General features: G+C 73.2%; 27 protein-coding genes and 1 tRNA gene. 14 read left to right on the forward strand and 14 right to left on the reverse strand.

The window, feature by feature from the left end:
• Window positions 1-183: 183 nt before the first annotated feature.
• On the forward strand, window positions 184-528 hold the full coding sequence (locus AB0N31_RS14795) for a cupin domain-containing protein (RefSeq protein ID WP_366058750.1): 345 nt from the start codon (window positions 184-186) through the stop codon (window positions 526-528).
• A 143-nt stretch (window positions 529-671) separates the two neighbouring features.
• The gene (locus AB0N31_RS14800; protein WP_366058751.1) at window positions 672-1,832 is read left to right on the forward strand and encodes a Gfo/Idh/MocA family oxidoreductase; all 1,161 of its coding nucleotides are present in this window, start codon (window positions 672-674) and stop codon (window positions 1,830-1,832) included.
• 47 nt (window positions 1,833-1,879) lie between these two features.
• Here the strand turns inward: AB0N31_RS14800 and AB0N31_RS14805 are convergent, their stop codons facing one another.
• Window positions 1,880-2,911, reverse strand: a complete 1,032-nt coding sequence (locus AB0N31_RS14805; RefSeq protein ID WP_366058752.1) for a LacI family DNA-binding transcriptional regulator — start codon at window positions 2,909-2,911, stop codon at window positions 1,880-1,882.
• A 108-nt stretch (window positions 2,912-3,019) separates the two neighbouring features.
• On the opposite strand from AB0N31_RS14805, the gene AB0N31_RS14810 reads away from it, so the two are divergent.
• From AB0N31_RS14810 to AB0N31_RS14820, 3 genes are all read left to right on the forward strand, one after another.
• The gene (locus tag AB0N31_RS14810; protein WP_366058753.1) at window positions 3,020-4,168 is read left to right on the forward strand and encodes a phytanoyl-CoA dioxygenase family protein; all 1,149 of its coding nucleotides are present in this window, start codon (window positions 3,020-3,022) and stop codon (window positions 4,166-4,168) included.
• 15 nt (window positions 4,169-4,183) lie between these two features.
• Window positions 4,184-5,017 carry an SDR family oxidoreductase gene (locus tag AB0N31_RS14815; RefSeq protein ID WP_366058754.1) on the forward strand — a complete coding sequence of 278 codons (834 nt, stop codon included), beginning with the start codon at window positions 4,184-4,186 and terminating at the stop codon, window positions 5,015-5,017.
• A gap of 160 nt (window positions 5,018-5,177) precedes the next feature.
• The gene (locus AB0N31_RS14820; protein ID WP_366058755.1) at window positions 5,178-6,182 is read left to right on the forward strand and encodes a Gfo/Idh/MocA family oxidoreductase; all 1,005 of its coding nucleotides are present in this window, start codon (window positions 5,178-5,180) and stop codon (window positions 6,180-6,182) included.
• Window positions 6,183-6,263: 81 nt separating this feature from the next.
• Here the strand turns inward: AB0N31_RS14820 and AB0N31_RS14825 are convergent, their stop codons facing one another.
• From AB0N31_RS14825 to AB0N31_RS14845, 5 genes are all read right to left on the reverse strand, one after another.
• The gene (locus tag AB0N31_RS14825; RefSeq protein ID WP_366058756.1) at window positions 6,264-7,508 is read right to left on the reverse strand and encodes a serine hydrolase domain-containing protein; all 1,245 of its coding nucleotides are present in this window, start codon (window positions 7,506-7,508) and stop codon (window positions 6,264-6,266) included.
• A gap of 238 nt (window positions 7,509-7,746) precedes the next feature.
• Window positions 7,747-8,334: a GNAT family N-acetyltransferase gene (locus AB0N31_RS14830; protein ID WP_366058757.1), complete on the reverse strand. Its 588-nt coding sequence runs from the start codon at window positions 8,332-8,334 to the stop codon at window positions 7,747-7,749.
• A 25-nt stretch (window positions 8,335-8,359) separates the two neighbouring features.
• Window positions 8,360-9,274, reverse strand: a complete 915-nt coding sequence (locus AB0N31_RS14835) for an ATP-binding cassette domain-containing protein (protein WP_366058758.1) — start codon at window positions 9,272-9,274, stop codon at window positions 8,360-8,362.
• Between the two features lie 4 nt (window positions 9,275-9,278).
• Window positions 9,279-10,355: an ABC transporter permease gene (locus AB0N31_RS14840; protein ID WP_366058759.1), complete on the reverse strand. Its 1,077-nt coding sequence runs from the start codon at window positions 10,353-10,355 to the stop codon at window positions 9,279-9,281.
• Window positions 10,355-11,374 (reverse strand): sugar ABC transporter substrate-binding protein, encoded by a 1,020-nt coding sequence (locus AB0N31_RS14845; protein WP_366058760.1) that lies wholly within the window; start codon window positions 11,372-11,374, stop codon window positions 10,355-10,357. The genes AB0N31_RS14840 and AB0N31_RS14845 overlap by 1 nt, the downstream gene beginning before the upstream one ends.
• A gap of 278 nt (window positions 11,375-11,652) precedes the next feature.
• Here AB0N31_RS14845 and AB0N31_RS14850 point away from each other — a divergent pair, with 278 nt between their 5' ends.
• On the forward strand, window positions 11,653-12,438 hold the full coding sequence (locus AB0N31_RS14850; protein ID WP_366058761.1) for a GntR family transcriptional regulator: 786 nt from the start codon (window positions 11,653-11,655) through the stop codon (window positions 12,436-12,438).
• Between the two features lie 3 nt (window positions 12,439-12,441).
• On the opposite strand, the gene AB0N31_RS14855 is transcribed toward AB0N31_RS14850, so the two are convergent.
• The 4 genes from AB0N31_RS14855 to AB0N31_RS14870 form a co-directional block, all read right to left on the reverse strand.
• Complete coding sequence (locus AB0N31_RS14855; RefSeq protein ID WP_366058762.1) at window positions 12,442-13,200, reverse strand: SDR family NAD(P)-dependent oxidoreductase; 759 nt, start codon at window positions 13,198-13,200, stop codon at window positions 12,442-12,444.
• Between the two features lie 2 nt (window positions 13,201-13,202).
• A complete protein-coding gene (locus AB0N31_RS14860; protein ID WP_366058763.1) occupies window positions 13,203-14,381 on the reverse strand; it encodes an acyl-CoA dehydrogenase family protein in 1,179 nt (392 codons plus the stop codon).
• A 113-nt stretch (window positions 14,382-14,494) separates the two neighbouring features.
• Window positions 14,495-15,067, reverse strand: a complete 573-nt coding sequence (locus tag AB0N31_RS14865) for a TetR/AcrR family transcriptional regulator (protein WP_366058764.1) — start codon at window positions 15,065-15,067, stop codon at window positions 14,495-14,497.
• 210 nt (window positions 15,068-15,277) lie between these two features.
• Window positions 15,278-15,351, reverse strand: a tRNA-Pro gene (locus AB0N31_RS14870).
• Between the two features lie 98 nt (window positions 15,352-15,449).
• Here AB0N31_RS14870 and AB0N31_RS14875 point away from each other — a divergent pair.
• Both AB0N31_RS14875 and cobF read left to right on the forward strand, forming a co-directional pair.
• Window positions 15,450-15,956, forward strand: coding sequence for a DUF309 domain-containing protein (locus tag AB0N31_RS14875; protein ID WP_366058765.1), 507 nt, complete (start codon window positions 15,450-15,452; stop codon window positions 15,954-15,956).
• 45 nt (window positions 15,957-16,001) lie between these two features.
• Window positions 16,002-16,775: a precorrin-6A synthase (deacetylating) gene (cobF, locus tag AB0N31_RS14880; protein ID WP_366058766.1), complete on the forward strand. Its 774-nt coding sequence runs from the start codon at window positions 16,002-16,004 to the stop codon at window positions 16,773-16,775.
• Window positions 16,776-16,795: 20 nt separating this feature from the next.
• Here the strand turns inward: cobF and AB0N31_RS14885 are convergent, their stop codons facing one another.
• Complete coding sequence (locus tag AB0N31_RS14885) at window positions 16,796-17,542, reverse strand: cobalt-precorrin-6A reductase (RefSeq protein WP_366058767.1); 747 nt, start codon at window positions 17,540-17,542, stop codon at window positions 16,796-16,798.
• 112 nt (window positions 17,543-17,654) lie between these two features.
• On the opposite strand from AB0N31_RS14885, the gene AB0N31_RS14890 reads away from it, so the two are divergent.
• Window positions 17,655-18,452, forward strand: coding sequence for an HAD-IIA family hydrolase (locus AB0N31_RS14890; RefSeq protein ID WP_366058768.1), 798 nt, complete (start codon window positions 17,655-17,657; stop codon window positions 18,450-18,452).
• On the opposite strand, the gene AB0N31_RS14895 is transcribed toward AB0N31_RS14890, so the two are convergent.
• Window positions 18,441-19,214: a sulfite exporter TauE/SafE family protein gene (locus AB0N31_RS14895; protein ID WP_366058769.1), complete on the reverse strand. Its 774-nt coding sequence runs from the start codon at window positions 19,212-19,214 to the stop codon at window positions 18,441-18,443. The two genes, AB0N31_RS14890 and AB0N31_RS14895, sit on opposite strands and share 12 nt — an antisense overlap.
• Window positions 19,215-19,305: 91 nt before the next feature.
• Window positions 19,306-20,493: a thiolase family protein gene (locus AB0N31_RS14900; protein WP_366058770.1), complete on the reverse strand. Its 1,188-nt coding sequence runs from the start codon at window positions 20,491-20,493 to the stop codon at window positions 19,306-19,308.
• Between the two features lie 213 nt (window positions 20,494-20,706).
• Between AB0N31_RS14900 and AB0N31_RS14905 the strand changes: the two genes are divergently transcribed.
• The 3 genes from AB0N31_RS14905 to AB0N31_RS14915 all read left to right on the forward strand — a co-directional run bounded on the left by AB0N31_RS14905 (window position 20,707) and on the right by AB0N31_RS14915 (window position 21,873).
• Complete coding sequence (locus tag AB0N31_RS14905) at window positions 20,707-20,964, forward strand: WhiB family transcriptional regulator (RefSeq protein ID WP_366058808.1); 258 nt, start codon at window positions 20,707-20,709, stop codon at window positions 20,962-20,964.
• Window positions 20,961-21,443 carry a DNA starvation/stationary phase protection protein gene (locus tag AB0N31_RS14910; RefSeq protein WP_366058771.1) on the forward strand — a complete coding sequence of 161 codons (483 nt, stop codon included), beginning with the start codon at window positions 20,961-20,963 and terminating at the stop codon, window positions 21,441-21,443. The genes AB0N31_RS14905 and AB0N31_RS14910 overlap by 4 nt, the downstream gene beginning before the upstream one ends.
• Window positions 21,444-21,540: 97 nt before the next feature.
• The gene (locus AB0N31_RS14915) at window positions 21,541-21,873 is read left to right on the forward strand and encodes a DUF3140 domain-containing protein (protein ID WP_366058772.1); all 333 of its coding nucleotides are present in this window, start codon (window positions 21,541-21,543) and stop codon (window positions 21,871-21,873) included.
• 88 nt (window positions 21,874-21,961) lie between these two features.
• Here the strand turns inward: AB0N31_RS14915 and AB0N31_RS14920 are convergent, their stop codons facing one another.
• The gene (locus AB0N31_RS14920; protein ID WP_366058773.1) at window positions 21,962-22,831 is read right to left on the reverse strand and encodes a Cof-type HAD-IIB family hydrolase; all 870 of its coding nucleotides are present in this window, start codon (window positions 22,829-22,831) and stop codon (window positions 21,962-21,964) included.
• A 121-nt stretch (window positions 22,832-22,952) separates the two neighbouring features.
• Here AB0N31_RS14920 and AB0N31_RS14925 point away from each other — a divergent pair, with 121 nt between their 5' ends.
• Both AB0N31_RS14925 and AB0N31_RS14930 read left to right on the forward strand, forming a co-directional pair.
• Window positions 22,953-23,804: an SAM-dependent methyltransferase gene (locus tag AB0N31_RS14925; protein ID WP_366058774.1), complete on the forward strand. Its 852-nt coding sequence runs from the start codon at window positions 22,953-22,955 to the stop codon at window positions 23,802-23,804.
• Window positions 23,805-23,844: 40 nt separating this feature from the next.
• Window positions 23,845-25,248: a glutamine synthetase family protein gene (locus tag AB0N31_RS14930; protein ID WP_366058775.1), complete on the forward strand. Its 1,404-nt coding sequence runs from the start codon at window positions 23,845-23,847 to the stop codon at window positions 25,246-25,248.

A 25,248-nucleotide genomic window follows, 5' to 3' on the forward strand; every position in this document is an offset into this window, starting at 1 on the left:
AACCTAAATCTAGCCAAACAAGATTGTCAACAATTTTGTTCGCTGCATTGCGGCCACGCCCGCCGCGCCGACGCGGCCCGAGCGTCGGCCGACGCCGCCGCACGACGATGTGTCCCGGCGAACGCCCCGATACCGCACACCCTGTCAACACCCTCCCGCGCGCAGCGTCGTTAGGGTCGCCCCATGACACCCAGCTTCGCTCTCCACGTCCCCGACGCCGATCTCGAACCCGAGCCGCTCGACCCGGGGCAGATCGTGTCCGGGACCCCCGAGGTGACCGGCAAGGTGGTGTGGGAGTCGGCGGACGGGCGGCAGGTCCGCGGGATCTGGCAGATCACGCCCGGCGTCGTCACCGACACGGAGGCGGACGAGTTGTTCGTGGTGGTCGGCGGCTCGGCGACCGTCGAGGTCGAGGGCGGGCCCACGCTGCGCGTCGGGCCCGGCGACATGGCCGTGCTGCGGGCCGGCGACCGGACGACGTGGACCGTGCACGAGACCCTGCGCAAGGCGTACGCGATCAGCCTCTGACGGCGCCGTCCGCCGTGAGAGGCACGACCGTGCGGTGGACCGTTCCACGGGCCACCCGGTGGCCCCGGGTCTTGACACCCCGGAAAACAGAAGATCAGGGTGACCTGGACAAGGTGTGGACCGGTCCAAAAGGGGCTGCTGCCGTGAGTGATCCGCTGGGTGTCGCCGTCGTCGGGTTCGGCTGGATGGGCCGCGTGCACACGCGGGCGTACGCGCGCGTGCCGCACCATTTCCCGCGGCTCGCCCTGCGGCCCGAGCTGATCACGGTCGCCGAGGAGGTGCCGGGCCGGGCCGAGGAGGCCGCCGGGCAGTACGGGTTCGCCTCGGCGGTGCGTGACTGGCGGGAGGTCGCCGCCGACCCGCGGGTGGCGGCGGTCAGCGTCACCGCGCCGAACTTCCTGCACCGCGAGATCGGTGTGGCGATGGCGGAGGCGGGCAAGCACCTGTGGATCGAGAAGCCGGTGGGCCTCACCGCCGACGACGCCCGCGCGGTCGCGGACGCGGTGACGAAGGCCGGCGTCCAGGGCGCGGTCGGCTTCAACTACCGCAACGCGCCCGCCGTCGAGGCGGCCCGCGAGCTGATCGCGGCCGGCGACATCGGCGCGGTCACGCATGTCCGCGTCCGCCTCCTCAGCGACTACGCCGCCCACCCCGACGGCGCCCTGACCTGGCGCTACGAGCGTGAGCGCGGCGGCAGCGGAGTCCTCGGCGACCTGGCCTCGCACGGCGCCGACCTGGCCCGCTTCCTGCTCGGCGAGATCACCTCGCTGACCGCCGACACGGCCGTCTTCGTCCCCGAGCGGGCCCGCCCCACCGGTACCACCGCCGGCCACACCCTCGCCACGGGCGGCGTAAGGGGCCCGGTCGAGAACGAGGACTACGTCAGCTGCCTGCTGCGGTTCGCCTCCGGCGCCCGCGGTGTCCTGGAGGCCTGCCGGGTCTCGGTCGGCGAGCAGAACTCCTACGGCTTCGAGGTGCACGGCACGCGCGGCGCGGTGTCCTGGGACTTCCGCCGGATGAACGAGCTGGCGGTCAGCCGCGGCACCACGTACCAGGACCAGCCGGTCAGCACGGTGTACGTCGGCCCCGGCGCGGGTGAGTTCGGCGCCTTCCAGCCGGGCGCGGCGAATGCCATGGGCTATGACGACCTGAAGGTGATCGAGGCGTACCGCTTCCTCCGCTCGATCGCCGAGGGCACCCCGTACGGGGCGACCCTCACGGACGCCGTGCGCAGTGCGGCCGTCCTGGACGCGATGGCCCGCTCGGCCGCGAGCGGGACCTGGGTGGACGTCCCCGCGGCATGACGCGCCGGTGCCACGGCCCGGTGGCGGGCGACGGCCGTCGCACGGCGTCACCCGATGGCGGCCGGCGGCAGGTTGTACGGCGTCACCACCTGGATCGCCGACGGCAGCACGGGCCCGGCCGGCGGCAGCGCGCCGTGGGCGCGCATCACGGCGTGGCAGGCCTCGCGCACGTCCTGGCGCAGGTCGTGGTGGAGCACGGCGGACAGCCGGTGCTCGCGCAGCAGGCGGGTGTTGTCGTGGTCGAGGTCGTGGGCGACGAACACGGCGCACGCGCGGCCGAGGTCGGCGAAGGCGCGCAGGGTGGCGATGTTGCCGCCGCCGATGGAGTAGACGGCGCGGATCTCCGGGTCGCGTTCGAGGGCGGCGCGCACCAGGTCGTACTGGGTGGCGTCGAGGCCCTGGCCCTCGGCGATCTCGACGAGCGCGCGGTGCGGGTGGCGGGCGCGCATGGCGCTGCGGAAGCCCATCTCGCGCTCCTCCTCGTTGCGGAAGAACCCGCTGCTGAGGCTGGTGAGCACGTTGCCGGGCCGCTCGCCCAGCCACTGGCCCATGAGGTAGGCGGCGGTGGCTCCGGCGGCCCGGTTGTCGATGCCGACGTAGGCGAGGCGGGCGGAGGCGGGCAGGTCGGTCACGAGCGTCACCACCGGGACGCCGGCCTCGGCGAGCCGGCCGACGGCGGCGGTGACCTCGGGCACGTCCGGGGCCTTGAGGACCACGCCCTGCGAGCCGCGCCGGGCGATCCGGTCCAGGGTGCGGACCAGTTCGGCGACGGGCCCGGTCTCCCGGAAGTGGAAGCGGGAGCGGACGACCGCCGGGCGCAGCGACGGCAGCTCGGCCTCCAGGGCGGCCCGCACGGCGGTGGAGAACCGTTCCGGCGTCTGCATCACGATGTCGATCATGAAGGTGCGGCCGACCAGCCTGACCTGGGTGCGCTGCCGGTCGAGGTCGGCGATCGCCCGGCGGACCTCCCGCACGGTGCTCTCGCGCACCCCTCCCCTGGCGTTCAGGACCCGGTCCACGGTGGCCTCGCTGAGCCCCGCCTGGCGGGCGATCTCGCGGATCGGGAAGGGGTGGCCCATGCCGTCGGCTCCTTGAGGGGTTTTTGATGGCTTCCTGCTGGTTGTTCGAGGGGTTTGTACTGACAAGAATGACAGCACCGAACCACCCTTGGCATCGAGAGGACGACGATGTCCTTCACCCCCTGGCTGTCCGAGCGGGACTGCGATCTCGACGCCTTCCGCGCGCTGGTCGAACGCGGCACCGACGCGGCCGACCATCCCCACGCCTCCCGCGTGGAGCACAACGTCCCCGTGTACGACGGCGACCGGCTGCGCGGCGGCAGCGCCCCGGACGTCGGGGCCGAGCTGGTCCGCGCCCTCACCGACGGCCCCGGCGTCGTGGTCGTCCGGGGCGCCTTCCCCGAGACGGCGGTCGTGGACCGGCTGACGGCCGTGTTCGACGCCCTGATCGCCGGGCAGCGGGCGTCCGGCAGGGCCGCCGACGACCACTTCGCGAAGCCCGGCGCCAACGACCGCGTGTGGAACGCGCTGGAGAAGGCGGCCCGCCACGACCCGGAGGCGTTCGCCGACTACTACGCCAACGACGTCCTGGCGCTGGTCTCGCGGGCCTGGCTCGGCCCCGGCTACCAGGTCACCTCGCAGGTCAACGTCGTCAATCCGGGCGGCGCCGCGCAGAGTCCGCACCGCGACTACCACCTGGGGTTCCTCTCGAACGAGGCCGCGGCCGCCTACCCGGCGCACGTCCACCGCCTCTCCCCCGTGCTCACCCTCCAGGGCGCCGTCGCCCACTGCGACATGCCCGTGGAGTCCGGCCCGACGATGTACCTGCCGTACTCCCAGACGTACGAGCCCGGCTATCTCGCGTGGCGGCTGCCGGAGTTCCGCGCGTACTTCGAGGAGCGGCACGTCCAGCTGCCCCTCGCGAAGGGCGACGCCGTCTTCTTCAACCCGGCGCTGTTCCACGCGGCCGGCACCAACCGCTCCGCGGGCGTCCGCCGCACGGCCAACCTGCTCCAGGTGTCCTCCGCGTTCGGCCGGGCCATGGAGACGGTGGACCGGGCGGCGGTGACAGACGCCGTCTATCCGGTGCTGCTCGAGCGCGCCGCGGACGGCGCCGACCCGGGCTGGCTGGAGCGGGTGGTCGCCGTGTGCGCCGAGGGCTACCCCTTCCCGACCAACCTCGACAGCGACCCGCCGGCCGACGGCCTGGCCCCGCCCTCGCAGGCGGACACCGTGCGGCGGGCGCTGCGCGAGGCCTGGACCCCCGAAGTCCTGCGGGACGCGCTGCGGGCGGGCGCCGAGCGGCGCGCGAGCTGAAAGGACCCTTCCTCCATGGGACCCCTTCCCTCATCCACGGGACCCCTTCCCTCCGACGATCCTTCCTCCTCCGGGGGACTCCTCCGCGACAAGGTCGTCCTCGTCAACGGCGGCAGCCAGGGTGTGGGCGCCGCGATCGCGCGGGCCGCCGTCCGCGAGGGCGCGGTGGTGGCCGTCACCGGCCGCCGTCCGGAGCCGGGCGAGGCCCTGGTCGCGGAGCTGGCCGCGGCCGGCGGCACGGCGGTGTTCGTCCGGGCGGACCTCGCGGACGCCGCACAGGCCAAGGCCGCCGTGGCCCGCACGGTCGAGGCGTACGGCCGGGTGGACTGCCTGGTGAACTCCGCCGGGCTCACCTCACGGGGCACGCTGCTGGACACCACGCCCGAGCTGTTCGACCAGCACATCGCCGTCAACCTCAAGGCGCCGTTCTTCGCCATGCAGGCCGCCGTCGCGGACATGGTGGGCCGCGGCGCGCCCGGCACCGTCGTCAACATCATCACCTCGTCGGCGCACGGCGGGCAGCCGTTCCTCGCCCCTTACGTCGCCGCCAAGGCGGGCCTGATGGGCCTCACGCGCAACGCCGCGCACGCCCACCGCTTCGACCGGGTCCGCGTCAACGGCCTGAACATCGGCTGGACGGCGACCGAGGGCGAAGACGCGACCCAGCGGGCCTTCCACGGCGCCGGGGACGACTGGCGCGAGCGGGCGGCAGCCCGACTGCCGATGGGCAGGCTCGGCCAACCGGACGAGATCGCCGACTTCGTGGTGTTCCTGCTGTCCGAGCGGTCCGGCGTGGTCACCGGTTCGGTGATCGACTGGGACCAGAACGTGCTCGGCGGCCTCGACTAGCCCCCCTCCTCCCCTCCCCTCCCCTCCCCTCCCCTCCCTTCTCCTCCGCTCCGCTCCCCCCCTCCCCTCCCTTCTCCTCCGCTCCGCTCCCCTCCCCTCCCTTCTCCTCCGCTTCCCCGCACGACCTCCCCCTGCACTACCTCCAAGGAGCTGCACCCCCATGCGTATCGGCATTCTCGGCCTCGGCCGCATCGGCGCCTTCCACGCCGAGACCCTGTCCGGACTCGACGCCGTCGAGTCGCTCGTCGTCGCCGACCCGTTCGCCGAGGCCGCCAAGTCCGCCGCCGACCGGTTCGGTGCCGAGGTCGCGGACTCCCCGGAAGCCGTGCTGGCGGCCGGGGTGGACGGCATCGTCGTGGCCGCCGCCACCGACGCCCACCCGGCGCTGATCCTGGCCGCCGTCGACGCGGGCGTGCCCGTCTTCTGCGAGAAGCCCGTCGCGAGGACCATGCGGGAGGGCGTCGACGTGCTCCGGGCCGTCCGGGGCAGGGACGTGCCGATCCAGATCGGCTACAACCGCCGCTTCGACGCCGGGTTCGCCGCCGCGCGTGCCGCCGTGCGCTCCGGTGAGCTGGGCGCCCTGCACACCGTGCGGTCGACCACCCTGGACCCGGCGCCGCCGCCGGCCGCGTACGTCGCCGCGTCGGGCGGCATCTTCCGGGACTGCTCGGTGCACGACTTCGACATCATCCGCTGGGTCACCGGCCGCGAGGTGCGCGAGGTGTACGCGGTCGGCGGAAACCGGGGCGCGGACTTCATCAGGGAGGCGGGCGACGCCGACACCACGGGCGCGATCCTCACCCTGGACGACGGCACGATCGCCGTGGTCTCCAACTCCCGTCACAACGCCCGTGGTTACGACGTCCGCATGGAGATCCACGGCTTCCAGGACTCCATCGCGGTGGGCCTGGAGGACAAGTTGCCGCTGCGTTCGGTGGAGCCGGGCGTGGCCTTCCCTGCCGGTACCCCGCACGACTTCTTCATGGACCGCTTCACCGCCGCCTACCGGGCCGAACTCACCGCGTTCACCGAGGTGGTGGCCGGTACCCGGCCCTCGCCCTGCACGGTCGAGGACGCCCTGGAGGCCGGCTGGATCGCGGAGGCGTGCACGCTGTCGCTGCACGAGCACCGGCCGGTGACGATCGCGGAGGTGCGCGCCGCCTGACCGGCGTACGGGCGGCGGGCGCCCGGCCGGCCGCCGGGTACCTCCCTCACCTCGTCCTCAGGTCGCCGCCGGCCGGCTCCCTCACTTCGGGACCGGCTGGGCCGGCAGGTCGAAGACGTGGTCCGGCGAGATGATCTTCGTGATGGCGTTGCCGAAGAGGGTGCTGGGCTCCTCGTCCTTGTAGTTGACGTCGGTGTTCAGCACGACGACGAGGGTGGCCCGCGCCGACGGCAGGTAGACGGTCAGGGACTGGTAGCCCGGCAGGGAGCCGTTGTGGCCGATCCAGCCCTGCACGTCGAAGATGCCGAGCCCGTAGCCCGAGCCGGGGACCGGCATGGACGGCGTGATCAGCCGCTGCTTCTGGGTGGCGGGGCTGATCATCCTTCCTCCGTCGGGGAGTTGACCGGTGGCCACGGTCCGCGCCCAGACCCGCAGGTCCTCCAGCTTGGAGATCATCGCGCCGGCGGCCCAGCCCCAGGAGGGGTTCCAGTCGGTCGCGTTCTCGACCTTGCCGGTCGCGGTCTGGTTCGTGTAGCCCTGCGCGTGCGGCTGCGGGAACTCGTTGCCGGTGGGGAAGCTCGTGTCGTCCAGGCCGGCCGGGTCGAGGATGTTCTCCTGGATGTAGTCCGCGAGGGTCTGCCCGCTGATCTTCTCGACGACCAGGCCGAGCAGGATCAGGTTGGTGTTGGAGTAGTTGAACTCCGCGCCGGGCTGGAACAGCACCGGGTGCTTGAAGGAGTAGTCGAGGAGTTCCCGCGGCGCGAACGGCCGCTCCGGGTCGGACGTCAGCGCCTTGAAGAAGCCTTCGTCCATGGAGTAGTTGAACAGTCCGCTGCGCATGCCGGCCAGCTGCCGCAGGGTGATCTCGTCGCCGTTCGGTACGCCGTCGACGTACTTGTCGATGGTGTCGTCCAGGCCGATCTTCCCGTCGTCGACCAGCTCCAGCACGGCCGTGACGGTGAACGTCTTGGTCTCGCTGCCGATCCGCATGAAGAGGTCCGGCGCCATCTTCCGGCCGGTGTCCTTGTCGGCGACGCCGAAGGACTTCACGTACTCGCCCTTGTCGGGCGTCCAGACGCCGACGGACACACCGGGTATGTTCGCCTGCTTCATGACCTGCTGGACGGCCTGGTCGAGCTGCTGCTTCACCTCGGGCGTGAGGTCGCGGACGTCGTCTCCGGAGGGGGTCGGGGAGGGTGCCGCGGCGACGGTGGTCCCGACGAGGGGCGCCGCCCCCGCCGTACCGCCCGCGAGCGGCAGTACCAGAGCCGCCGCCGCGGCGGCGACCACGGCCCCTCTGCACGCACGGACATGCGGATGCGTCATGGGCTCACTCCCACCAGGAGACTTCGCCGCAGGCCACAGCCGCACCAGGGGCACGGGCCGCGCGGCCCATCAGCACCAGGATAGGAGCGGGTGCGGACCGTCGCCTGTCGGGCGGCCCGCACCCCCTGCCCGAGCGGGCGGGGCGAGGCCGGCCACCGGGTCACCGCCGTCCGGGGAGGCCGGGAAGCCGTCCGGCCGGAGGAGGAGCACTACGGTCCCGGTCGGCCACGGATGGTGTTCACGCGGGAGTCCACCCGGTGGCGGCCCGTACGTGGAGGTGGCCGTCGGCCGGGAACTCCGGTGGTACGGGAGGCAGTTCGGCTTCGAAGTCGTAGCCGGCCTTCTCCGCGACGCGGCAGGAGGCGGTGTTGGCGGCGGTGTGCAGCAGTCGCAGACGGGTCACCTCGGGGAAGGCGGTGAAGGCCCAGTGCGTGAGCGTGCTCAGCGCGCGCGGGGCCACGCCCCGGCCGCGTGCGGGGGCGGCGGTCCAGTAGCCGACCTCGGGCTCGGGACCGTACGGCGCCTTGAGGACGACGTGTCCCGCCAACCGCCCTTCGCCGCCGTCGGGCCGGGTCTCCAGGACGGCGAAGGCGAGGCGCTCCCCCGTCTGCCAGCCGTCGTGCTGCACCCGCAGCCAGCGCAGCGCCTCCGCCTCGTCCCGCACGGTCACGGTCGCCCAGCGGCGCAGTACCGGGTCCCGGTACGCCTCGACCACCCCGGCGGCGTCCTCGGCGCACCACGGGCGCAGCAGGAGTGCGGGGGCCGACGCGGTGGCGCCGGCCCCCAGTCGTACGGCTCGCAGGGCGGTGTCGTCCGTCGTGTCCATGGCCGTCAGCCTAGGTGACGGCTCATCAGGCCTTCTCCTCGCCGCTCTCCGTCGCGGGCGGGGTGAGGTCCCGCTCCTCGGGGAGTTCGTCGACGTCGACGCCGCGCACCTGGGCCAGTTCGTGTTTGAGGGCGGCGAGTTCGGTGCCGCCGGCCATGTGGTGGGTGAGTTCCTCGAGACCGACCCGGCTGCGGTCGGCGGAGAGTTCCATGGTGCCCAGGCGCAGGACGCTGAAGTGGTCGCCGACCATGTAGGCGTGGTGCGGGTTGTGGGTGATGAAGATGACGCCGAGGCCGCGGTCGCGGGCGGCGGCGATGTACTTCAGGACGACGCCGGACTGCTTGACGCCGAGGGCGGCGGTGGGTTCGTCGAGGATGAGGACGCGGGCGCCGAAGTGGACGGCGCGGGCGATGGCCACGCACTGGCGCTGGCCGCCGGAGAGGGTGCCGATGGGCTGTTCGAGGTCGTCGAGGACGATGCCCATGTTGCGCAGTTCCTCGTCGGCGGTCTTCTTCATCGTCTCGATGTCGAGGCGCCGCACGGGCCAGGGGCCCTTGGTGATCTCGGAGCCGAGGAAGAAGTTGCGCCACACCGGCATCAGGGGGACGGTGGCGAGGTCCTGGTAGACGGTGGCGATACCGCGGTCGAGGGCTTCGCGCGGGGTGGTGAAGCGCACCGGCTCGCCGTCGACGAGGAACTCGCCCTCGGTGTGCTGGTGCAGCCCCGAGACGATCTTGATGAGGGTGGACTTGCCGGCGCCGTTGTCGCCCAGCACGCAGGCGACCTTGCCGGGGCGGACGGTGAGGTGCACGCCGTGCAGGGCACGGATGTTGCCGTACGACTTGCCGGCGTTGCGCAGTTCGACCAGGGGGCGGTCGGCGTCGGCCGGGGGGATGTCCGCGAGGACGGCACCGTGGGTGCCGGTCTTGTCGTTCGTCATGGGGTCACCTCCGGGTGGCCGTGCGCTGGACCCACAGATTGATCAGGACGGCGCCCAGGAGCATGACGCCGAGGAAGGCCTTGAACCAGTCGGGGTTCCAGCCGGCGTAGACGATGCCCTGCTGGACCATGCCGAACATGAAGGCGCCGAAGACCGGGCCGATCGCCGAGCCGTAGCCGCCGGTGAGCAGACAGCCGCCGATGACGGCCGCGGCGATGTAGATCAGCTCCTGGCCGACGCCCTCGCCGGACTGCACCGTGTTGAAGGTGAACAGCTGGTGCATGCCGACGAACCAGGCGCCGAAACCGACCAGCATGAACAGGGAGATCTTCGTGAACGTCACCGGGACGCCCACGGCCCGGGCGGACTCCTTGTTGCCGCCCACGGCGAAGACCCAGTTGCCGTACCTGGTGCGCAGCAGGACCCAGGTGGCGAGGGCGGCGAAGACCAGCCACCACACCACCGTGATCTTGACCTGGACGCCGCCGACGTCGAAGGACGAGGCGAAGACCTTCCTGGCCTGGCCGAAGCCGTCCATGTCGCTGATGTCGTCGGTGGCGACGTTCCCGGTGACCAGCTTGGTCACCGCGAGGTTGACGCCCTGGAGGATCAGGAAGGTGCCCAGGGTGACCAGGAAGCTGGGCAGGCCGGTCTTCACGAGCATCCAGCCGTTGAACGCGCCGATCGCGAGGGACACGACCAGCGCGACGACCACACCGGCCCAGACGTTCATCGTGAGCTGGTAGCTGAGCATGCTCGCCGTGAGCGCCGAGGTGACGACGGCGACACCGGCCGACAGGTCGAACTCGCCGCCGATCATCAGCAGCGCCACCGGCAGGGCCATGATCCCGATCGTCGACGACTGGTACAGGACGTTGGCCATCGAGCTGCCGTCGCGCACCGGCGGGGCCGTGACCAGGAAGAAGACGTACACCGCGACGGCGCCGAGGAAGACCCCCACCTCGGGCCTGGCCAGCAGCCGCAGGGCCAGTGGGCGTCGGGAGGTCCGGCCGTCGGTCTCCTTCGGGCCGGGGGCCGGCGGTGTGGTCGCCACCGGCCCGGCGTGCCGGGTCATGCTCATCACCGGGTGCCCTTCGCGGCGTACGCGGCGACCGCGTCGACGTTGGACTTGTCGACGAAGGCCGGACCGGTGAGCACCGGCTGCTCCCCGCCGCCCAGGTAGTTGCCGTTGTTCTTGTAGAGCCACAGCGAGTCGATCGCCAGGTAGCCCTGGAGGTAGGGCTGCTGGTCGACGGCGAACTGGATGGTGCCCTGGTCGATGGCGCCCGTGAGGTTCTTGTTCAGGTCGAAGGTGGCGATCTTCGCCTTGCTGCCCGCCTCCGACACCGACTGGACGGCGGTCAGCGCGAACGGGGCGCCCAGGGTCACGACGTAGTCGACGGCGCTGTCCTGCTTGAGCTTGGCGGTGATCGTCGACTTCACCGAGGGCATGTCGGTGCCGTTGACGTACACGGTCTCCGTGGTCCCGGAGAAGGTCTTCTTCACCCCGTCGCAGCGCTGGGTGAGGCCGATGTTGCCCTGTTCCTGGATGACACAGGCGACCTTCTTGGCGCCCTCGGAGTTCAGCCGGTTGCCGAGCGCCTCGCCGGCCACGGTCTCGTCCTGGCCGAAGAACTCCATCAGACCGAGGCTCTTCCACTCGCTGACACCGGAGTTGAGGCCGACGACGGGTATGTTCGCGGCCTTCGCCTTGGCGACGACGTCCTTGAGGGCGTCGGGTTTGGCGAGGGTGACGGCGATGCCGTCGACCTTCTGGTCGATCGCGTTCTGCACCAGGTTGGCCTGGTTGCCGGCGTTGGGGTCGGCGGAGTAGACCAGCTTGACGTTGTCCTTGGCCGCGGCGGCCTCGGCGCCCTTGCGGACGATGTCCCAGAAGGTGTCCCCGGGCGACTGGTGGGTCACCAGCGCGACGGTCATCCGGGGTGTCGTGGCCTTGCCGGCGGCGGCCTCGCCCCCTCCGTCCTCGGCCTTCTTGCCGCCGGAACTGCTGGAGCAGCCCGCGAGGGTCAGGGCGGCCGCGGCGGCCACGGCCACGACCGGGGCGATTCTGCGGGAACGGGAGGGAGAAGAGCTGTCCATCTTTCCTGCACCTCACTGTGCGACAGGGGAACGACGGGGAAAGGGGAGGTGATCACGAGGATCCGGGCCCGGACCGGAAGGCCGGGAACTGCGCGCTGCTGGGACGGGATCCAATCCCCTGAGGCGCTCTCTGTCAATACTTTGTTAAGACATCATTTCACAAGCAGGTCCGAATGTAAGAACAAAGCATTGACAGGGGGGCGGGCGGGCCCTACACCTGAGGGGGCGATCTCTACCCCGCACGCAGGAGCGTCACCCACCCCATGAGGAGGTGCCCGATGCCGAGGACCGGTGACCGTTCCCGCGCCGTGCCGGGGTCGGCGGTGGACGCGCTGGACCTCACGCTGGACCGCGGCAGCCCGGTGCCGCTCTACCACCAGCTCGCCCAGCAGCTGGAGGCAGCCGTCGAGCACGGGGGACTCGCCCCCGGCGACCTGCTCGGCAACGAGATCGACCTGTCCGCCCGGCTCGGCCTGTCCCGTCCGACGGTCCGTCAGGCCATCCGGTCACTGGTCGACAAGGGTCTGCTGGTGCGCCGCCGCGGAGTGGGCACGCAGGTGGTGCACAGCAAGGTGAAACGGCCGCTGGAACTGAGCAGCCTCTACGACGACCTTGAGGCGGCCGGGCAGGAACCGACCACGCGTGTCGTCCGCAACGAACGCGTCCCGGCGGCGGCCGACGTCGCCGCCGCGCTGGGGATGCCGGAGGGCGCCGAGGTCACGCTCCTGGAGCGGCTGCGCTCGACGCACGGACAGCCGGTGGCCCACCTGCGCAACTACCTGCCCCCGGCCCTGCCGGACCTCGACACGGCACGACTGGAGGCGACCGGCCTGTACCGGCTGCTGCGCGCGGCCGGCGTCACGCTGCACAGCGCCCGGCAGACCATCGGCGCCCGCTCCGCCACCGCCGAGGAGGCCGCCCTCCTCGCGGAGCGGACGGGGGCGGCCCTGCTGACCATGCGGCGCACGGCGTACGACGACACGGGACGCGCGGTCGAGTACGGGACGCACGTCTACCGTGCGTCCCGGTACGCCTTCGACTTCCGGCTGCTGGTCAGACCCTGAGCGTCACCTCGGCGCCATCCGCAGCGCGCCGTCCATGCGGATGGTCTCGCCGTTGAGGTAGTCGTGGTCGACGATCGCCAGGGCGAGCCTGGCGTACTCCTCGGGCCGGGCGAGCCGGCGCGGGAAGGGCACGCCCGCGGCGAGCGAGGCGCGGAACTCCTCGGAGACGGTGGCCAGCATGGGGGTCTCGACGATGCCCGGGGCGATGGTGCACACCCGGATGCCGTACTGGGCGAGATCGCGGGCGGCGGGCAGGGTCAGTCCGACGACGCCGCCCTTGGAGGAGGAGTAGGCGGCCTGGCCGATCTGGCCGTCGTAGGCGGCGATGGAGGCGGTGTTGACGATCACGCCCCGCTGGCCGTTGCCGTCGGCCTCGGTCTCGGCGATGGCCTCCGAGGCGAGCGCGAGCACGTTGAAGGTGCCGACCAGGTTGATCTGGATCACCTTCGCGTACAGGGCGAGGTCGTGGACGCCCTTCTTGCCGAGGATCCGCATCGACGGGCCGATGCCGGCGCAGTTGACGACGGTGCGCAGCGGCACGCCCGAGCCGGCCGCGGTGGCGACCGCGGCCCGTACCTGCTCGGGGTCGGTGACGTCGGCGGGCACGTAGCTCACGCCGGGCACCTCGGGCGCCTTGTCGATGCCGTCCTCGAGGTCGAGGGCGAAGACCCGCGCGCCGCCCTCGGCGAGCGCCTTCGCGGTGGCCGCGCCGAGGCCGGACGCACCGCCGGTGACAAGGGCGGCGGTGTTCTCGAGCTGCATCATCACTCCTTGCCGAGGACGGTGAGCGCACCGCCCTCGTTCCGGTCCAGCGCACGCGAGATGATCATGCGCTGGATCTGATTGGTTCCTTCGAAGATCTGCATGACCTTCGCCTCGCGCATGTAGCGCTCGACGGGGAAGTCGCGGGTGTATCCGTACCCGCCCAGGACCTGCACCGCGTCCGTGGTCACCTTCATGGCGTTGTCGGTGGCCACGAGTTTGGCGACGGACGCCTCCCGGGTGAAGGGCAGGCCGGCGTCCTTGAGCCGGGCGGCGGTGAGCGCCGTGGCGCGCGCCGACTCGGTCGCCGCCCCCATGTCGGCGAGGACGAAGGCCAGGCCCTGGTGCTCGATGATCGGCTTGCCGAAGGTCTCGCGCTCGCGGGCGTAACGCACCGCGTGGTCCAGGGCGCCCTGGGCGAGACCGGTGGCGACGGCGGCGATGCCGAGCCTGCCGCAGTCGAGGGAGGCGAGCGCGATCTTCAAGCCCTGCCCCTCCTCCCCGATCCGCCGTTCGACGGGCACCCGCACGTCGTCGAGGCGCATGGTTGCCGTCGCCGACCCCGTCAGGCCCATCTTCCGCTCCGGCGGGTCGGCGCTGAGCCCCGGGGTGTCCGCCGGGACGAGGAAGCAGGAGATGCCGCGGGCGCGGTCGTCGGAGGTGCGGGCCATGACCGTGTAGAAGTCGGCGTACCCGCCGTGCGTCGTCCACGCCTTGGCGCCGTTGAGGACGTACTCGTCGCCGTCGCGGACGGCGCGCGTGAGCATCGCCGCCGGGTCCGAGCCGGCGTGCGGCTCGGAGAGGCAGTACGCGCCGAGCAGTTCTCCGCCCAGCATCTCGGGCAGCCACTTGCGCCGCTGCGCCTCGGTGCCGAAGCGGGCCAGCGGGAAGCAGGACAGCGCGTGCACCGAGATCCCCACGGCCACGCTGGACCAGACCGCGGCGATCTCCTCCAGGACCTGGAGATACACCTCGTACGGCTGTCCCGCCCCGCCGTCCTCCTCGGCGAAGGGCAGCCCGAGCAGACCGCTGCGCCCGAGGGTGCGGAAGACGTCCCGCGGGAACGTCCCGTCCGCCTCCGCGTCGGCGACCCGGGGCGCGAGTTCCCTGGCGGCCAGGGTGCGCGTCAGCTCGACGAGGTCGACGGCCTCCTCGGTGGGCAGGGCGCGGGTGGCGGGCATGTCGGCCTCCACGGAGTGATACTGAAAGGAGTACGAAAGTATCATTCACAGTACTGCACGCGGGTGTGCCGGGACATCCGCGGACGGGATCGAAGATGCCGGAGCCGCAGGTCTCAGGAGGAGACGGCGTGCACGATGAGCGAGGCGAGCTGCTCGTACGCCTCGGCGTCGGTCAGCCCGGTGCGCGCCTTCAGCTCGCCCTGCTGGATCTGGCGCATGGTGGCGGCGGCGACCTCGCCGACGAAGGCGGTGTGCACCTCGCGGAAGGCGCCGTCGGAGACGCCCTCCGCGATCAGCCGGCGCACCCGCTCCGCCGCCATGCGCGTGTTGGCCTCGTACACCTCGCGGGCGGGCGGGAACTCGGCCACGTCGTCGAGGAAACGGCGGGACAGCGGGCGCAACTGCTCGGCGACGGCAGTCAGGTAGACGCGGACGCGGTCGGAGGGATCGTCGGTCTGCGCCACCCGCTTCTCCACGGCCTCGGTCGCGCCCCGGAAGTAGTGCTTGACCGCCTCCACGACCAGCCCCTGCTTGCTGCGGGCCAGCTGGTACAGGGTGGTCTTGGAGCAGCGCAGCCGCTCGGCGAGATCGTCCAGGGTGAGGTCGGAGAACCCCTCCGCCGTCAGCAGCGCGACGAGTCGTTCCAGCAGGTCGGCCTGTCGGGCGGTGCGGCGGGGGGACGGCATGATCCCAGAATATCCGCGCCTCCGCCACGCCCGGCCGCCCGGTCCGGAATCGGCGCGGTCGGGCCTCAGCGCGCGGAATCCAGCCGCCGCCGCACCTCTCGGCCCCGGCGTGAGGCGCACCGCCCCTCATCGCGCCGGAACATCCCCCGAACGCACCGAAGCCGCCTTCTCACGGATGAGAAAGCGGCTTCCGACCTGCGATGACGCCGGTCGGGACGACAGGATTTGAACCTGCGACCCCTTGACCCCCAGTCAAGTGCGCTACCAAGCTGCGCCACGTCCCGGTGCGCTTCCCACGGATGTCCGCGTGATCGCGCGAACAGCACTTTACCCCACACCGGGCGCTGCGCCGAAAGCGGCACCGGCGCGGGACAATCGCCCCATGGGCAGCATGAGGAACGACGGGGACGCGCGGGACCGGGACGAGGAGGGGCGGGCGCGCAGCGCGCGGCCCCGGGACGGGCTGGGGCGGCCGCTGCCGTACGGGGCGGCCGGGGTGGAGCGCCAGCCCGAGGGCGTCGTACGCCGTCCGCGGGAGAGCCTCGCCGAGGCCCAGGCGCTGCTGGACGCCGGGAAGCCGTTCCACGCCCACGAGGTGTTCGAGGACGCCTGGAAGTCGGGCCCGGAGGCGGAGCGCGCGCTGTGGCGGGGACTGGCCCAGCTCGCGGTCGGTCTCACCCACGCCGCCCGCGGCAACCTCACGGGCGGGCCGCGTCTGCTGCGGCGCGGGGCGGCGTCCGTGGAGGAGTGGGCCGGCGGCTCCGGGCGGTGGGACCCGTACGGGATGGACCTCGCCGCACTGGCCGACTGGGCGCGGCGGCTGGCGGGGGAGGTGGAGGAGTCGGGGACGGCGGTGGACGCGCGGGCCTCGGCGCCGCGGCTGCACTGACACCCGCCACCGTCACCGCCGGTGGCGTACGGCAGACTCGTGGCCGTGCGAACGATTCATGTCATCGGTATCGGCGCGGGCGACCCCGACCAGCTGACCCTCCAGGCGGTCCGGGCGCTGCGGAGCACGGACGTGTTCTTCGTCCTCGACAAGGGCGAGGTGAAGAGCGACCTCACGCGGCTGCGCCGGGACATGCTGGACACGCATCTGCCGGAGGGCGGCTACCGGGTCGTGGAGGCCCGCGACCCGGAGCGGGACCGCCGCGCGGGCGGCGCCGCGTACTCCCCCGCCGTCGGCGACTGGCGCAGCGCCCGTGCCGGGATCTACGAACGGCTGATCGCCGAGGAACTCGGCGAGGACGAGAGCGGCGCGTTCCTGGTGTGGGGCGACCCCGCGCTGTACGACAGCACGCTCGGCATCCTGGAGGAGGTGCTGGCACGGGGCACGGTGACCTTCGCGTACGACGTGGTGCCCGGCGTCAGCAGCGTCTCGGCGCTCGTCGCCCGCCACCGCACGGGCCTGAACCGGGTGGCCGGGCCGGTGCAGATCACCACCGGGCGGCGGCTCGCCGAAGGGTTCCCGGAGGGGGTGGACGACGTGGTGGTGATGCTCGACGCCCACCAGACCTTCCGCCGGTACGCCGACCAGGACATCGACATCTACTGGGGCGCCTACATCGGCACCCCGGACGAGATCCTGGTCTCCGGCCCGCTCGCCGAGGCCGGCCCCCGCATCGAGCGTCTGCGCGCCGAGGCCCGCGAACGCAAGGGCTGGATCATGGACACGTACCTCCTGCGCCGCAACCCCCGGGGCGACTAGGACCACCGGGGGGCACCGCGTCACGGCGCGTCGAGCCCCAGCCGCTCCAGTGCTCCGGCCACGTCCGGCACCGCCGTCACGCCGTCCGGCAGCGGCGGCCGCCGTACGACCACGACGGGCAGGCCCAGCCGGCGGGCGGCCGTCAGTTTCGCGGCCGTCGCCGCTCCCCCGCTGTCCTTCGTGACCAGCACGTCGATGCGGTGCTCCCGCAGCAGCGCCAGCTCGTCGGTGACGGTGAACGGGCCGCGGGCCAGGACGAGTTCGGTGTCCGGCGGCATCGGCGGCGCGGGCGGCTCCACGGACCGGACGACGAAGTGCGGCCCGGTGAGGTGCGCGAAGGCCGCGAGGCCCAGGCGTCCCGTCGTCAGCAGGACGCGTCCGCCCAGCCGGGGCAGCAGTTCCGCCGCCTCCGCCAGGGAGCCCACGGGGTGCCAGCGGTCGCCGGGGCCGGGCCGCCAGCCCGGTCGGCGCAGCACGATCAGGGGCCGTCCGGCGGCGGTCACGGCGTGCGCCGCGTTCGCGGTGATGCCGGCGGCGAAGGGGTGGGTGGCGTCGACCACGGCGTCCACGGCGTGCTCGGCCAGCCAGGCCGCGAGCCCGTCGGCCCCGCCGAACCCGCCGCTGCGGACGTCCCCCGCGAGGGCCGCCGGCCGGGACACCCGCCCCGCCAGTGACGAGGTCACCCGGACACCGGGGCGGGCCGCCAGGGCGGCGGCCAGTTCGCGGGCCTCGGTGGTGCCGCCGAGGACCAGGACGTGGGCGGACATGGCGTCGAGCGTACGAGGCGGGGGCGGCGGCGGACGCGCGGGGGCCGGTCCCGGGCGGCACACCCGGGTGATCCTCGCGGCGGACCGCCGGCCCCGGCGTTATCGTCCCCGTATGGGTGCTGTGCGTGCCGTCCTGATCGACGTCGACGGGGTCCTCACCGTCTCCTGGAAGCCGCTCCCGGGGGCGGTGGAGGCGCTGCGGGCGGTGCAGGAGGCCGGGCTCGGCGTCGTCCTCGTCACCAACACGACCTCGCGGACCCGGGCCTCGATCGCGGCGACGCTGGCGGACGCCGGTTTCCCGGTGGGCGCCGAGGACGTCCTTACCGCGCCGGCCGCGACCGCCGCCCACCTCGCCGAGCGGTTTCCGGGCGCCCGGTGCGCACTGCTGAACAGCGGTGACGTCGAGGAGGACCTCGCGGGCGTGAACCGGGTCGGCCTCGACGCGGACGGCGTGGACGTGGTGGTCCTCGGCGGGGCGGGCCCCGAGTTCGGTTACGAGGCGCTGGACCGGGTCTTCGGGCACCTGCAGCGGGGCGCGCGGCTGGTGGCGATGCACCGCAACCTGTACTGGCGCACCGACGCGGGACTGCGGCTGGACGCCGGGGCGTTCCTGGCGGGGCTGGAGGCGGCCGCGCGGGTGACGGCCGAGGTGACGGGGAAGCCGTCGCCGGCGTTCTTCGCGGCCGCGCTGGGGCGCCTCGGGGCGGGCGCCGGACAGGCGCTGATGGTGGGCGACGACGTCGAGTCGGACGTCCTCGCGGCGCAGCGGGCGGGGATCACCGGGGTGCTGGTCAGGACCGGCAAGTTCCTGCCGCGGGCGCTGGAGGCGGCCGACGGCACCCCGGACCACGTCGTCGACTCGTTCGCGGACCTGCCCGCCCTGCTGGCGGGGCTGCGGTCAGCGCAGTAGCAGCTGGAGGCCGCCCACCACCGTCGCCGCGATGACGAGCCGCTCGAACAGCCGCTGGTCGATGCGGTGCACCGCCCACCTGCCGAGCAGCGCCCCGGGGACGACGAAGGCGGCGAGGGCCGCGTCCAGGAGCAGCGAGCGGCCGTCGATCAGGCCGAGGCCCACGCTGAAGGGCACCTTGGAGACGTTGACGATGAGGAAGAAGAAGGCGGAGGTGCCGAGGAAGCCGAGTTTGCGGAATCCCGCCGACAGCAGGTACATCGACATCACCGGGCCGCCGGCGTTGGCGACCATCGTGGTGAAGCCGCCGAGGACGCCGTAGGAGCGGGCCTTCAGGCGGCCGGCGCGGGTCACCACGGCGTCGGGGTCGTCGGCCGCCTCGGCGGTGCGCCGCCGCCACACCGTGACGCCGGCCATGAACAGCAGGATCGCGCCGATGGAGGTGCGTACGGCCGCGTCGTCGGCCCGCATCAGGAACAGCGTGCCGACGACGACACCGGCGGCCACCGCCGGGAACAGCCGCCACAGCGTGGGCCAGTGGGCGTGCCGCCGGTAGGTGAGGACGGCCAGTACGTCCCCGGCGATCAGGATCGGCAGCAGGACGCCGGTGGAGGCGCGGGCGGGCAGGACCGCGGCGAAGACCGCCAGGCTGACCGTGTTGGCCCCGCTGACGGCCGTCTTGGAGAAGCCGACCAGGAGGGCCGCGAGGGCGAGGGCGGCGAACTCCCAGCCGGTGATGTGCCACAACGTCATCGTGTTCATGCGGGGACCGATGCTACGCACACGTGATCGGTCCCGGTGAGGAGCCTCCCGCCCGGCGGCCGGGGCCGCCGGGCCGTCCTGCCGTGGTGCGTCAGTGCCGCTCGACCAGCACCGCGCTGCCCTGCCCCACCCCGACGCACATGGTCGCCAGGCCCCGCTCCGCGCCCGTGCGCCGCATCCGGTGCAGGAGGGTGGTGAGGATGCGGGCCCCGGAACAGCCGAGCGGATGGCCGAGGGCGATCGCGCCGCCGCTGGGGTTGACCAGTTCGGGGTCGATGCCCAGCTGGTCCACGCAGGCCAGCGCCTGCGCGGCGAACGCCTCGTTGAACTCGGCCTCCTGGAGGTCGTCGACGCTCCACCCGACGCGGTCCAGCGCCTTGCGGGTCGCGGGGACCGGGCCGATGCCCATCACGTCGGGGTGGACGCCGGCGGAGGCGCCCGCGACGTAGCGGCCGAGGGATTCCAGGCCCAGCTCGTTCAGGGCCTCCTCGCTGACGAGGAGGAGACAGGCGGCGCCGTCGTTCATCGGGGAGGCGTTGCCCGCGGTGACCGTGCCGCCCTGCCGGAAGACGGGCCGGAGCCGGGCGAGCTTGTCGTAGGAGGTGTCCTCCCGGACGCATTCGTCGGCGTCGACGACCGCGCCGTCCGGGAGCCGGACCGGCAGGATCTCGTCGTCGAAGTGGCCCTTCTCGCGGGCGAGCGCGGCACGCCGGTGGCTGCGGAGCGCGAAGTCGTCCTGGCGCTCGCGGGGGATGCCGTACCGTTCGGCGACCTCCTCGGCGGTCTCGCCCATCGCCAGCAGGCCGTGCAGGTCCTTCATCGCGGGGTTGACCAGGCGCCAGCCGAGCCGGGTGTCGACGGTCTCCAGCCGGTGCGGGAGGGCCTCGTCGGGGCGGGCGAGCACGAAGGGGGCGCGGCTCATCGACTCGGAGCCGCCCGCGAGCACGATCTCGGCCTCGCCGGCGGCGATCGTGCGGGCGGCGGCGGTGACCGCCTCCATTCCTGAGGCGCACAGCCGGTTCACCGTGGCGCCGGGCACGGTCTCGGGGAGTCCGGCGAGCAGGGCGGCCATGCGGGCGACGTTGCGGTTGTCCTCACCGGCCTGGTTGGCGGCGCCCCAGTACACGTCGTCGATCCGGGCCGGATCGAGCGCGGGCAGGTCGGCGACCAGGCCGCGGATGACGCCCGCGGCGAGGTCGTCGGGCCGTACGGCGGACAGGGCGCCGCGCAGCTTGCCGATGGGGGTGCGGCGGGCGGCCGCGAAGTGGACGGGACGCACGACTGGGGACTCCTGACCGACGACGACGCTGTGGTCCGACAGATTAATTAGCACTGCTAGTTTCGGACTATAGACCGCCGTCACGTCCCGTGGGAAGGTCACCGGGCGGCGGCGCCGGCCGCCCCGGAGTTCCGCGCGCACCCGCCCCGAAGCCGCGGCCGCTCCCGCCGGGAGCCGCGTTTGCACCGAATCGCCCTGGGCACCCGCGCCCCCATGGAGTGGTTGCGCAGTGCCGCCTGCATCGGCGAGGACCCGGAACTCTTCTTCCCCGTGGGCACGTCCGGACCGGCGTTGCGGGAGACCGCGGACGCCAAGCGGGTCTGCCGGCGGTGCCCGGTGACCGCCGACTGCCTGGAGTACGCCCTCGCCGGCGGACAGATGTCCGGCGTGTGGGGCGGCACCGACGAGGCGGAACGCGCCGACCTGCTCCGTACCGCACGAGACGACGTGAGAAGGAGGACCGCCGTATGACTGTCGTCAAGAGCCCTCTGCCGGAACCGGCCCGCCAGGTCACCTTCGACGCGCTGCAGGGCACGCTCGTCGATCTGCTGGGGATCTCCCTGATCGGCAAGCAGGCGCACTGGAACATCGTCGGCCCGCGGTTCCGTTCGATCCACCTCCAGCTCGACGAGGTGGTCACGACCGCCCGCGCCTTCGCCGACACGGTCGCCGAGCGGGCCGCGGCGCTCGGCCTGCCGCCGGACGGCCGCCCGGAGACGATCGCGTCGGCGTTCACGCTGCCGTCCCCGAAGGACGGCTGGCTGCGCGACGAGGACGTGGTGCGGGTGATCGCGGAGACGCTGGGCGTGGCCATCGACCGGCTGCGGGAGCGGATCGGGACCACCGAGAAGGCCGATCCGGTCACCCAGGACCTGCTGATCGGCATCACCGCCGAGCTGGAGAAGCAGCGGTGGATGTTCGAGGCGGAGAACTGGCCGCGCGAGGACTGACCGCCGGCACGGACCACGCGGCAGGGCACGACGCGGACGCACGACGCGCGCACACGGCCCGGGCGCACGACGCAGTGGCACGACGGAAGGGCATGCCATGACCGACGTTCTCGAACTCGACGCGCTGTGGGAGGACTTCCACCGCGTGGTGAACATGACCTCGCAGGAGCTGGCCGCCTGGCTCCGGGTGCGGGACGCCGACGAGGACACCGAGGCCCTGCCCGAGGATGCGGGCACCCCGACCGGCCGGCACGTGCTGGCGATCCTCCAGAAGCGGCGCACCGACCTCACCGAGGACGACCTCCGCGTGATGCGGAAGGTGGTGGACACGGTCGACGACGAGACGGACACGGCGGACGAGCCCGCGGCCGAGGACACCGGCCTGCGCCACCGGCTCATGACGATCGGCCACGATCCGCTGAAGCCGTGAGCCGGTGAAGCCCTGAGCCGGTGAAGCCCTGAGCCGGTGAAGCCCTGAGTCGGTGGAGCCCTGGGCCGGACGGAGCCGGGCGCCCGGGTCAGAGCCCGGTCACCGGCAGGTCGAGAAGGCGGACCAGGGTGCGCAGCACCCCGTTGTCGTTGTTGGAGGGAGCCAGGTGGCGGGCCCGCCGGACGACCTCCGGGTGGGCGTTGGCCATGGCGAAGGACCAGTCGGCGGCGTCCAGCATCTCCAGGTCGTTGAGGTAGTCGCCGAACACCACGGTCTGCGCGGGCGTGACGCCCAGCTCGCGCTGGAGCCGGCGCAGGGCGGCGCCCTTGTTGGCGGTGCGGTTCATGACGTCGACCCAGTGCTCGCCGGAGACGACGACCTGGTGCGTGTCCGCGAAGGCGGCCAGGGCGGGTGCGGTGGTCTCCGCCGCCGACCCGAAGTCGAACAGGGCGACCTTGATGACGTCGTCCTCGACGGCGGCGACGTCCTCGACGACCCGGTGGCGCAGGTAGTAGCGGCCCACCTCCGCGAGGAAGGCCTCGTCGGCACGCTCGACGTACGCGGACCGCTTCCCGCAGACGACGGCCCCGACGTCCGCGCCGCCCGCCACGAGCCGCCGTACGGCGTCGACGACGCGGGCGACCACGGCGGGGTCCAGCGGATCGGAGCTGATCTCCTCGCCGTCGCGGACGACGTAGCTGCCGTTCTCCGCTATGAAGACCATCCCGTCGGCGACCTCGGCGAACTCCCGCGCCAGCGTCGCGTACTGCCGGCCGCTGGCGGGGCTGAACAGCACGCCCCGCTCCCGCAGCAGCGCGAGGACCTCCCAGAGCCCGTCGGGCGTCCGCTTGTCGTCGTCGAGCAGCGTCCCGTCCATGTCGGTGACGACGAGACGGATGCCGGCGCTGCCGGCCGACGGCTCGGGCGCGGTCAGCTGGGGGGCGTGCGAGTAGGGCATGTCCTGCTTCCTGTACGGGGGTGACCGGATTGTCACCCTACCGGGGGACCCCCGGCCGGCCCCGGGCCCGGGGTCGCGGGTGCGGCCGATCCCGGGACACCGGTGATCGCCCGACGGCACAATGGCGGACGACGGGCAGGGCGCGCGAAGGAGCGGGGACGTGGGCGAGGACCGCAGGCCGGCGGACGGGACGGCACGGGTGGACACCACGGTGGCGCACAACGCGCGCGTGTGGAACCACTGGATCGGCGGCGGGGACGCCTACGAGGTCGACCGGCGGGTCGGCGACCGGATCGCCGGGATGTTCCCGCTCATCCGCGAGATCGCCCGCGCGGACCGCCGGTTCCTGCGCCGGGCGGTGACCCACCTGGCCCGGGAGCGCGGCGCGCGCCAGTTCCTCGACCTCGGCACCGGCCTGCCGACCGGGGACAACACCCACGAGATCGCCCAGCGCATCGCGCCCGACGCGCGCGTCGTGTACGTCGACAACGACCCGGTCGTCCTGGCGCACGCCCGCACGCTGCTGACCGGCGCCCCCGAGGGCGCCACCGCCTACCTCGAGGCCGACGTCCGCGACCCGGCCGCGATCCTCGAACGCGCCGCCGGCACCCTGGACCTCGGCCGGCCGGTGGCGGTGATGATGCTCGGCATCCTCAACTTCGTGCCGGACGGCGGGGCGGCGCGCGACATCGTGCGCCGGATCATGGCGGAGCTCCCGCCGGGCAGCCATCTGGTCCTCACGCACCCCACCCACGACAGCGCGCTGGGCGGCGAGGGCCAGATCCCGGCGATGAGGTTCTGGAACGAGAACGCCACCCCGCCGATCACCGCCCGCACCGGCGAGGAGATCGCCGCGTTCTTCACGGGCCTGGACCTGCTGGAGCCGGGCCTGGTGTCCTGCTCCCGCTGGCGCGCGGAGGACGGCGGGGCCACCGTGGTGCCGCAGTACGGCGCGGTGGCCGTGAAACCCTGACCGGCACGGCCCGCGCGCCGACGCGACCCTGGAGGCCCACATGACCACCCTCGACGATCCCCTCCCCGGCGGCCGCCCCGGCGACGTCGAACGGGCCGGGGCCCTCAGCGGCGAACTGGCGGGCCGGGGCGTGCACGGGATCGTCCTGGCCTACGTCGACACCGCGGGCGTCGGCCGGGTGAAGACGGTCCCGACGGCCCGGCTGGCCTCCGCGGCCGCCTGGGGCGTGGGGATGTCCCCGGTGTTCGACACCTTCCTCGCCGACGACCGCAGCGTCACCACCGACGTCCTCGGCTCCCCCGACGGCGACCTGCGCCTCTACCCGGACCTGGACCGGCTGGTGGTGCTGGCCGCGCAGCCCGGCTGGGCGTGGGCGCCGGTCGACCGCGTCACCCAGGACGGCGAGCCGCACCCGGGCTGCTCCCGCACCTTCCTGCGCCGCACCGTCGCCGGGGCGGCCCGCGCGCACGGTCTCGCCTTCAGGGCCGGCATCGAGATCGAGTGGTCCGTGGGCCTGGACTCCGCACCGGCCGGCGAGTTCGTCCCCGCCACCTCCGGGCCGGCGTACGGCGCGATCCGGCAGATCGAGCTGAGCGACTGCGCCGCCGAGCTGCTGGCGGCGTGCGCGGCCCAGGGCGTGGACGTCGACCAGGTCCATCCCGAGTACGCGCCGGGCCAGTTCGAGATCTCGGTGGCCGCCCTGGACCCGGTGGCGGCGGCCGACCGCAGCGTGCTGGTGCGCCAGACGATCCGCGCGGTGGCCCGCCGGCACGGCCTGCGGGTCTCCTTCTCCCCCGCGGTGCTGGCGCGGGGCGTCGGCAACGGCGGCCACGTCCACCTCTCCGCCTGGCGCGACGGCACCAACCTGCACAGCGGCGGGAGCCGCCGGTACGGCATGACGGCCGACGCGGAGGCCTTCGCGGCCGGTGTCCTCGCCCATCTCCCGGCGCTCACGGCGGTGACCGCGCCCAGCCCCGCCAGCCGGCTGCGGCTGCGGCCCTCCCAGTGGGCGGGCGTGTTCACCGCCTGGGGCCTGGAGACCCGCGAGGCCGCGATCCGGCTGGTGCGGGGCACCGCGGGCCGGCGTGCCGAGCTGGCGAACCTGGAGGTGAAGCCGGTCGACCTGGCCGCGAACCCCTATCTCGCCCTCGGCTGTCTCATCGCCGCGGGCCTGGACGGAATCGTCTCGGCCGCGGTCCTCCCCGAGGAGACCACCGGTGACCCGGCCCGGCTGGCCCCGGAGGAGGCCTCGGCCCGGGGCGTGCGCCGGCTGCCGACCTCGTTGGGCGAGGCGGTGGCGGAGTTCCGCGCGGACGAGGTGCTACGGGCCGCGCTGGGCCCGGTCCTCGCCGACGCGGTGACCGCCGTACGGCAGGGGGAGATCGAGGGCGTGGCCGGGCTGGACGACGAGCGGGTGGCGGCGGCCTACCGCTGGGTGTACTGA

Origin of the sequence: Streptomyces sp. NPDC051051 (assembly GCF_040682975.1) — a bacterium.
GTDB lineage: Bacteria > Actinomycetota > Actinomycetes > Streptomycetales > Streptomycetaceae > Streptomyces.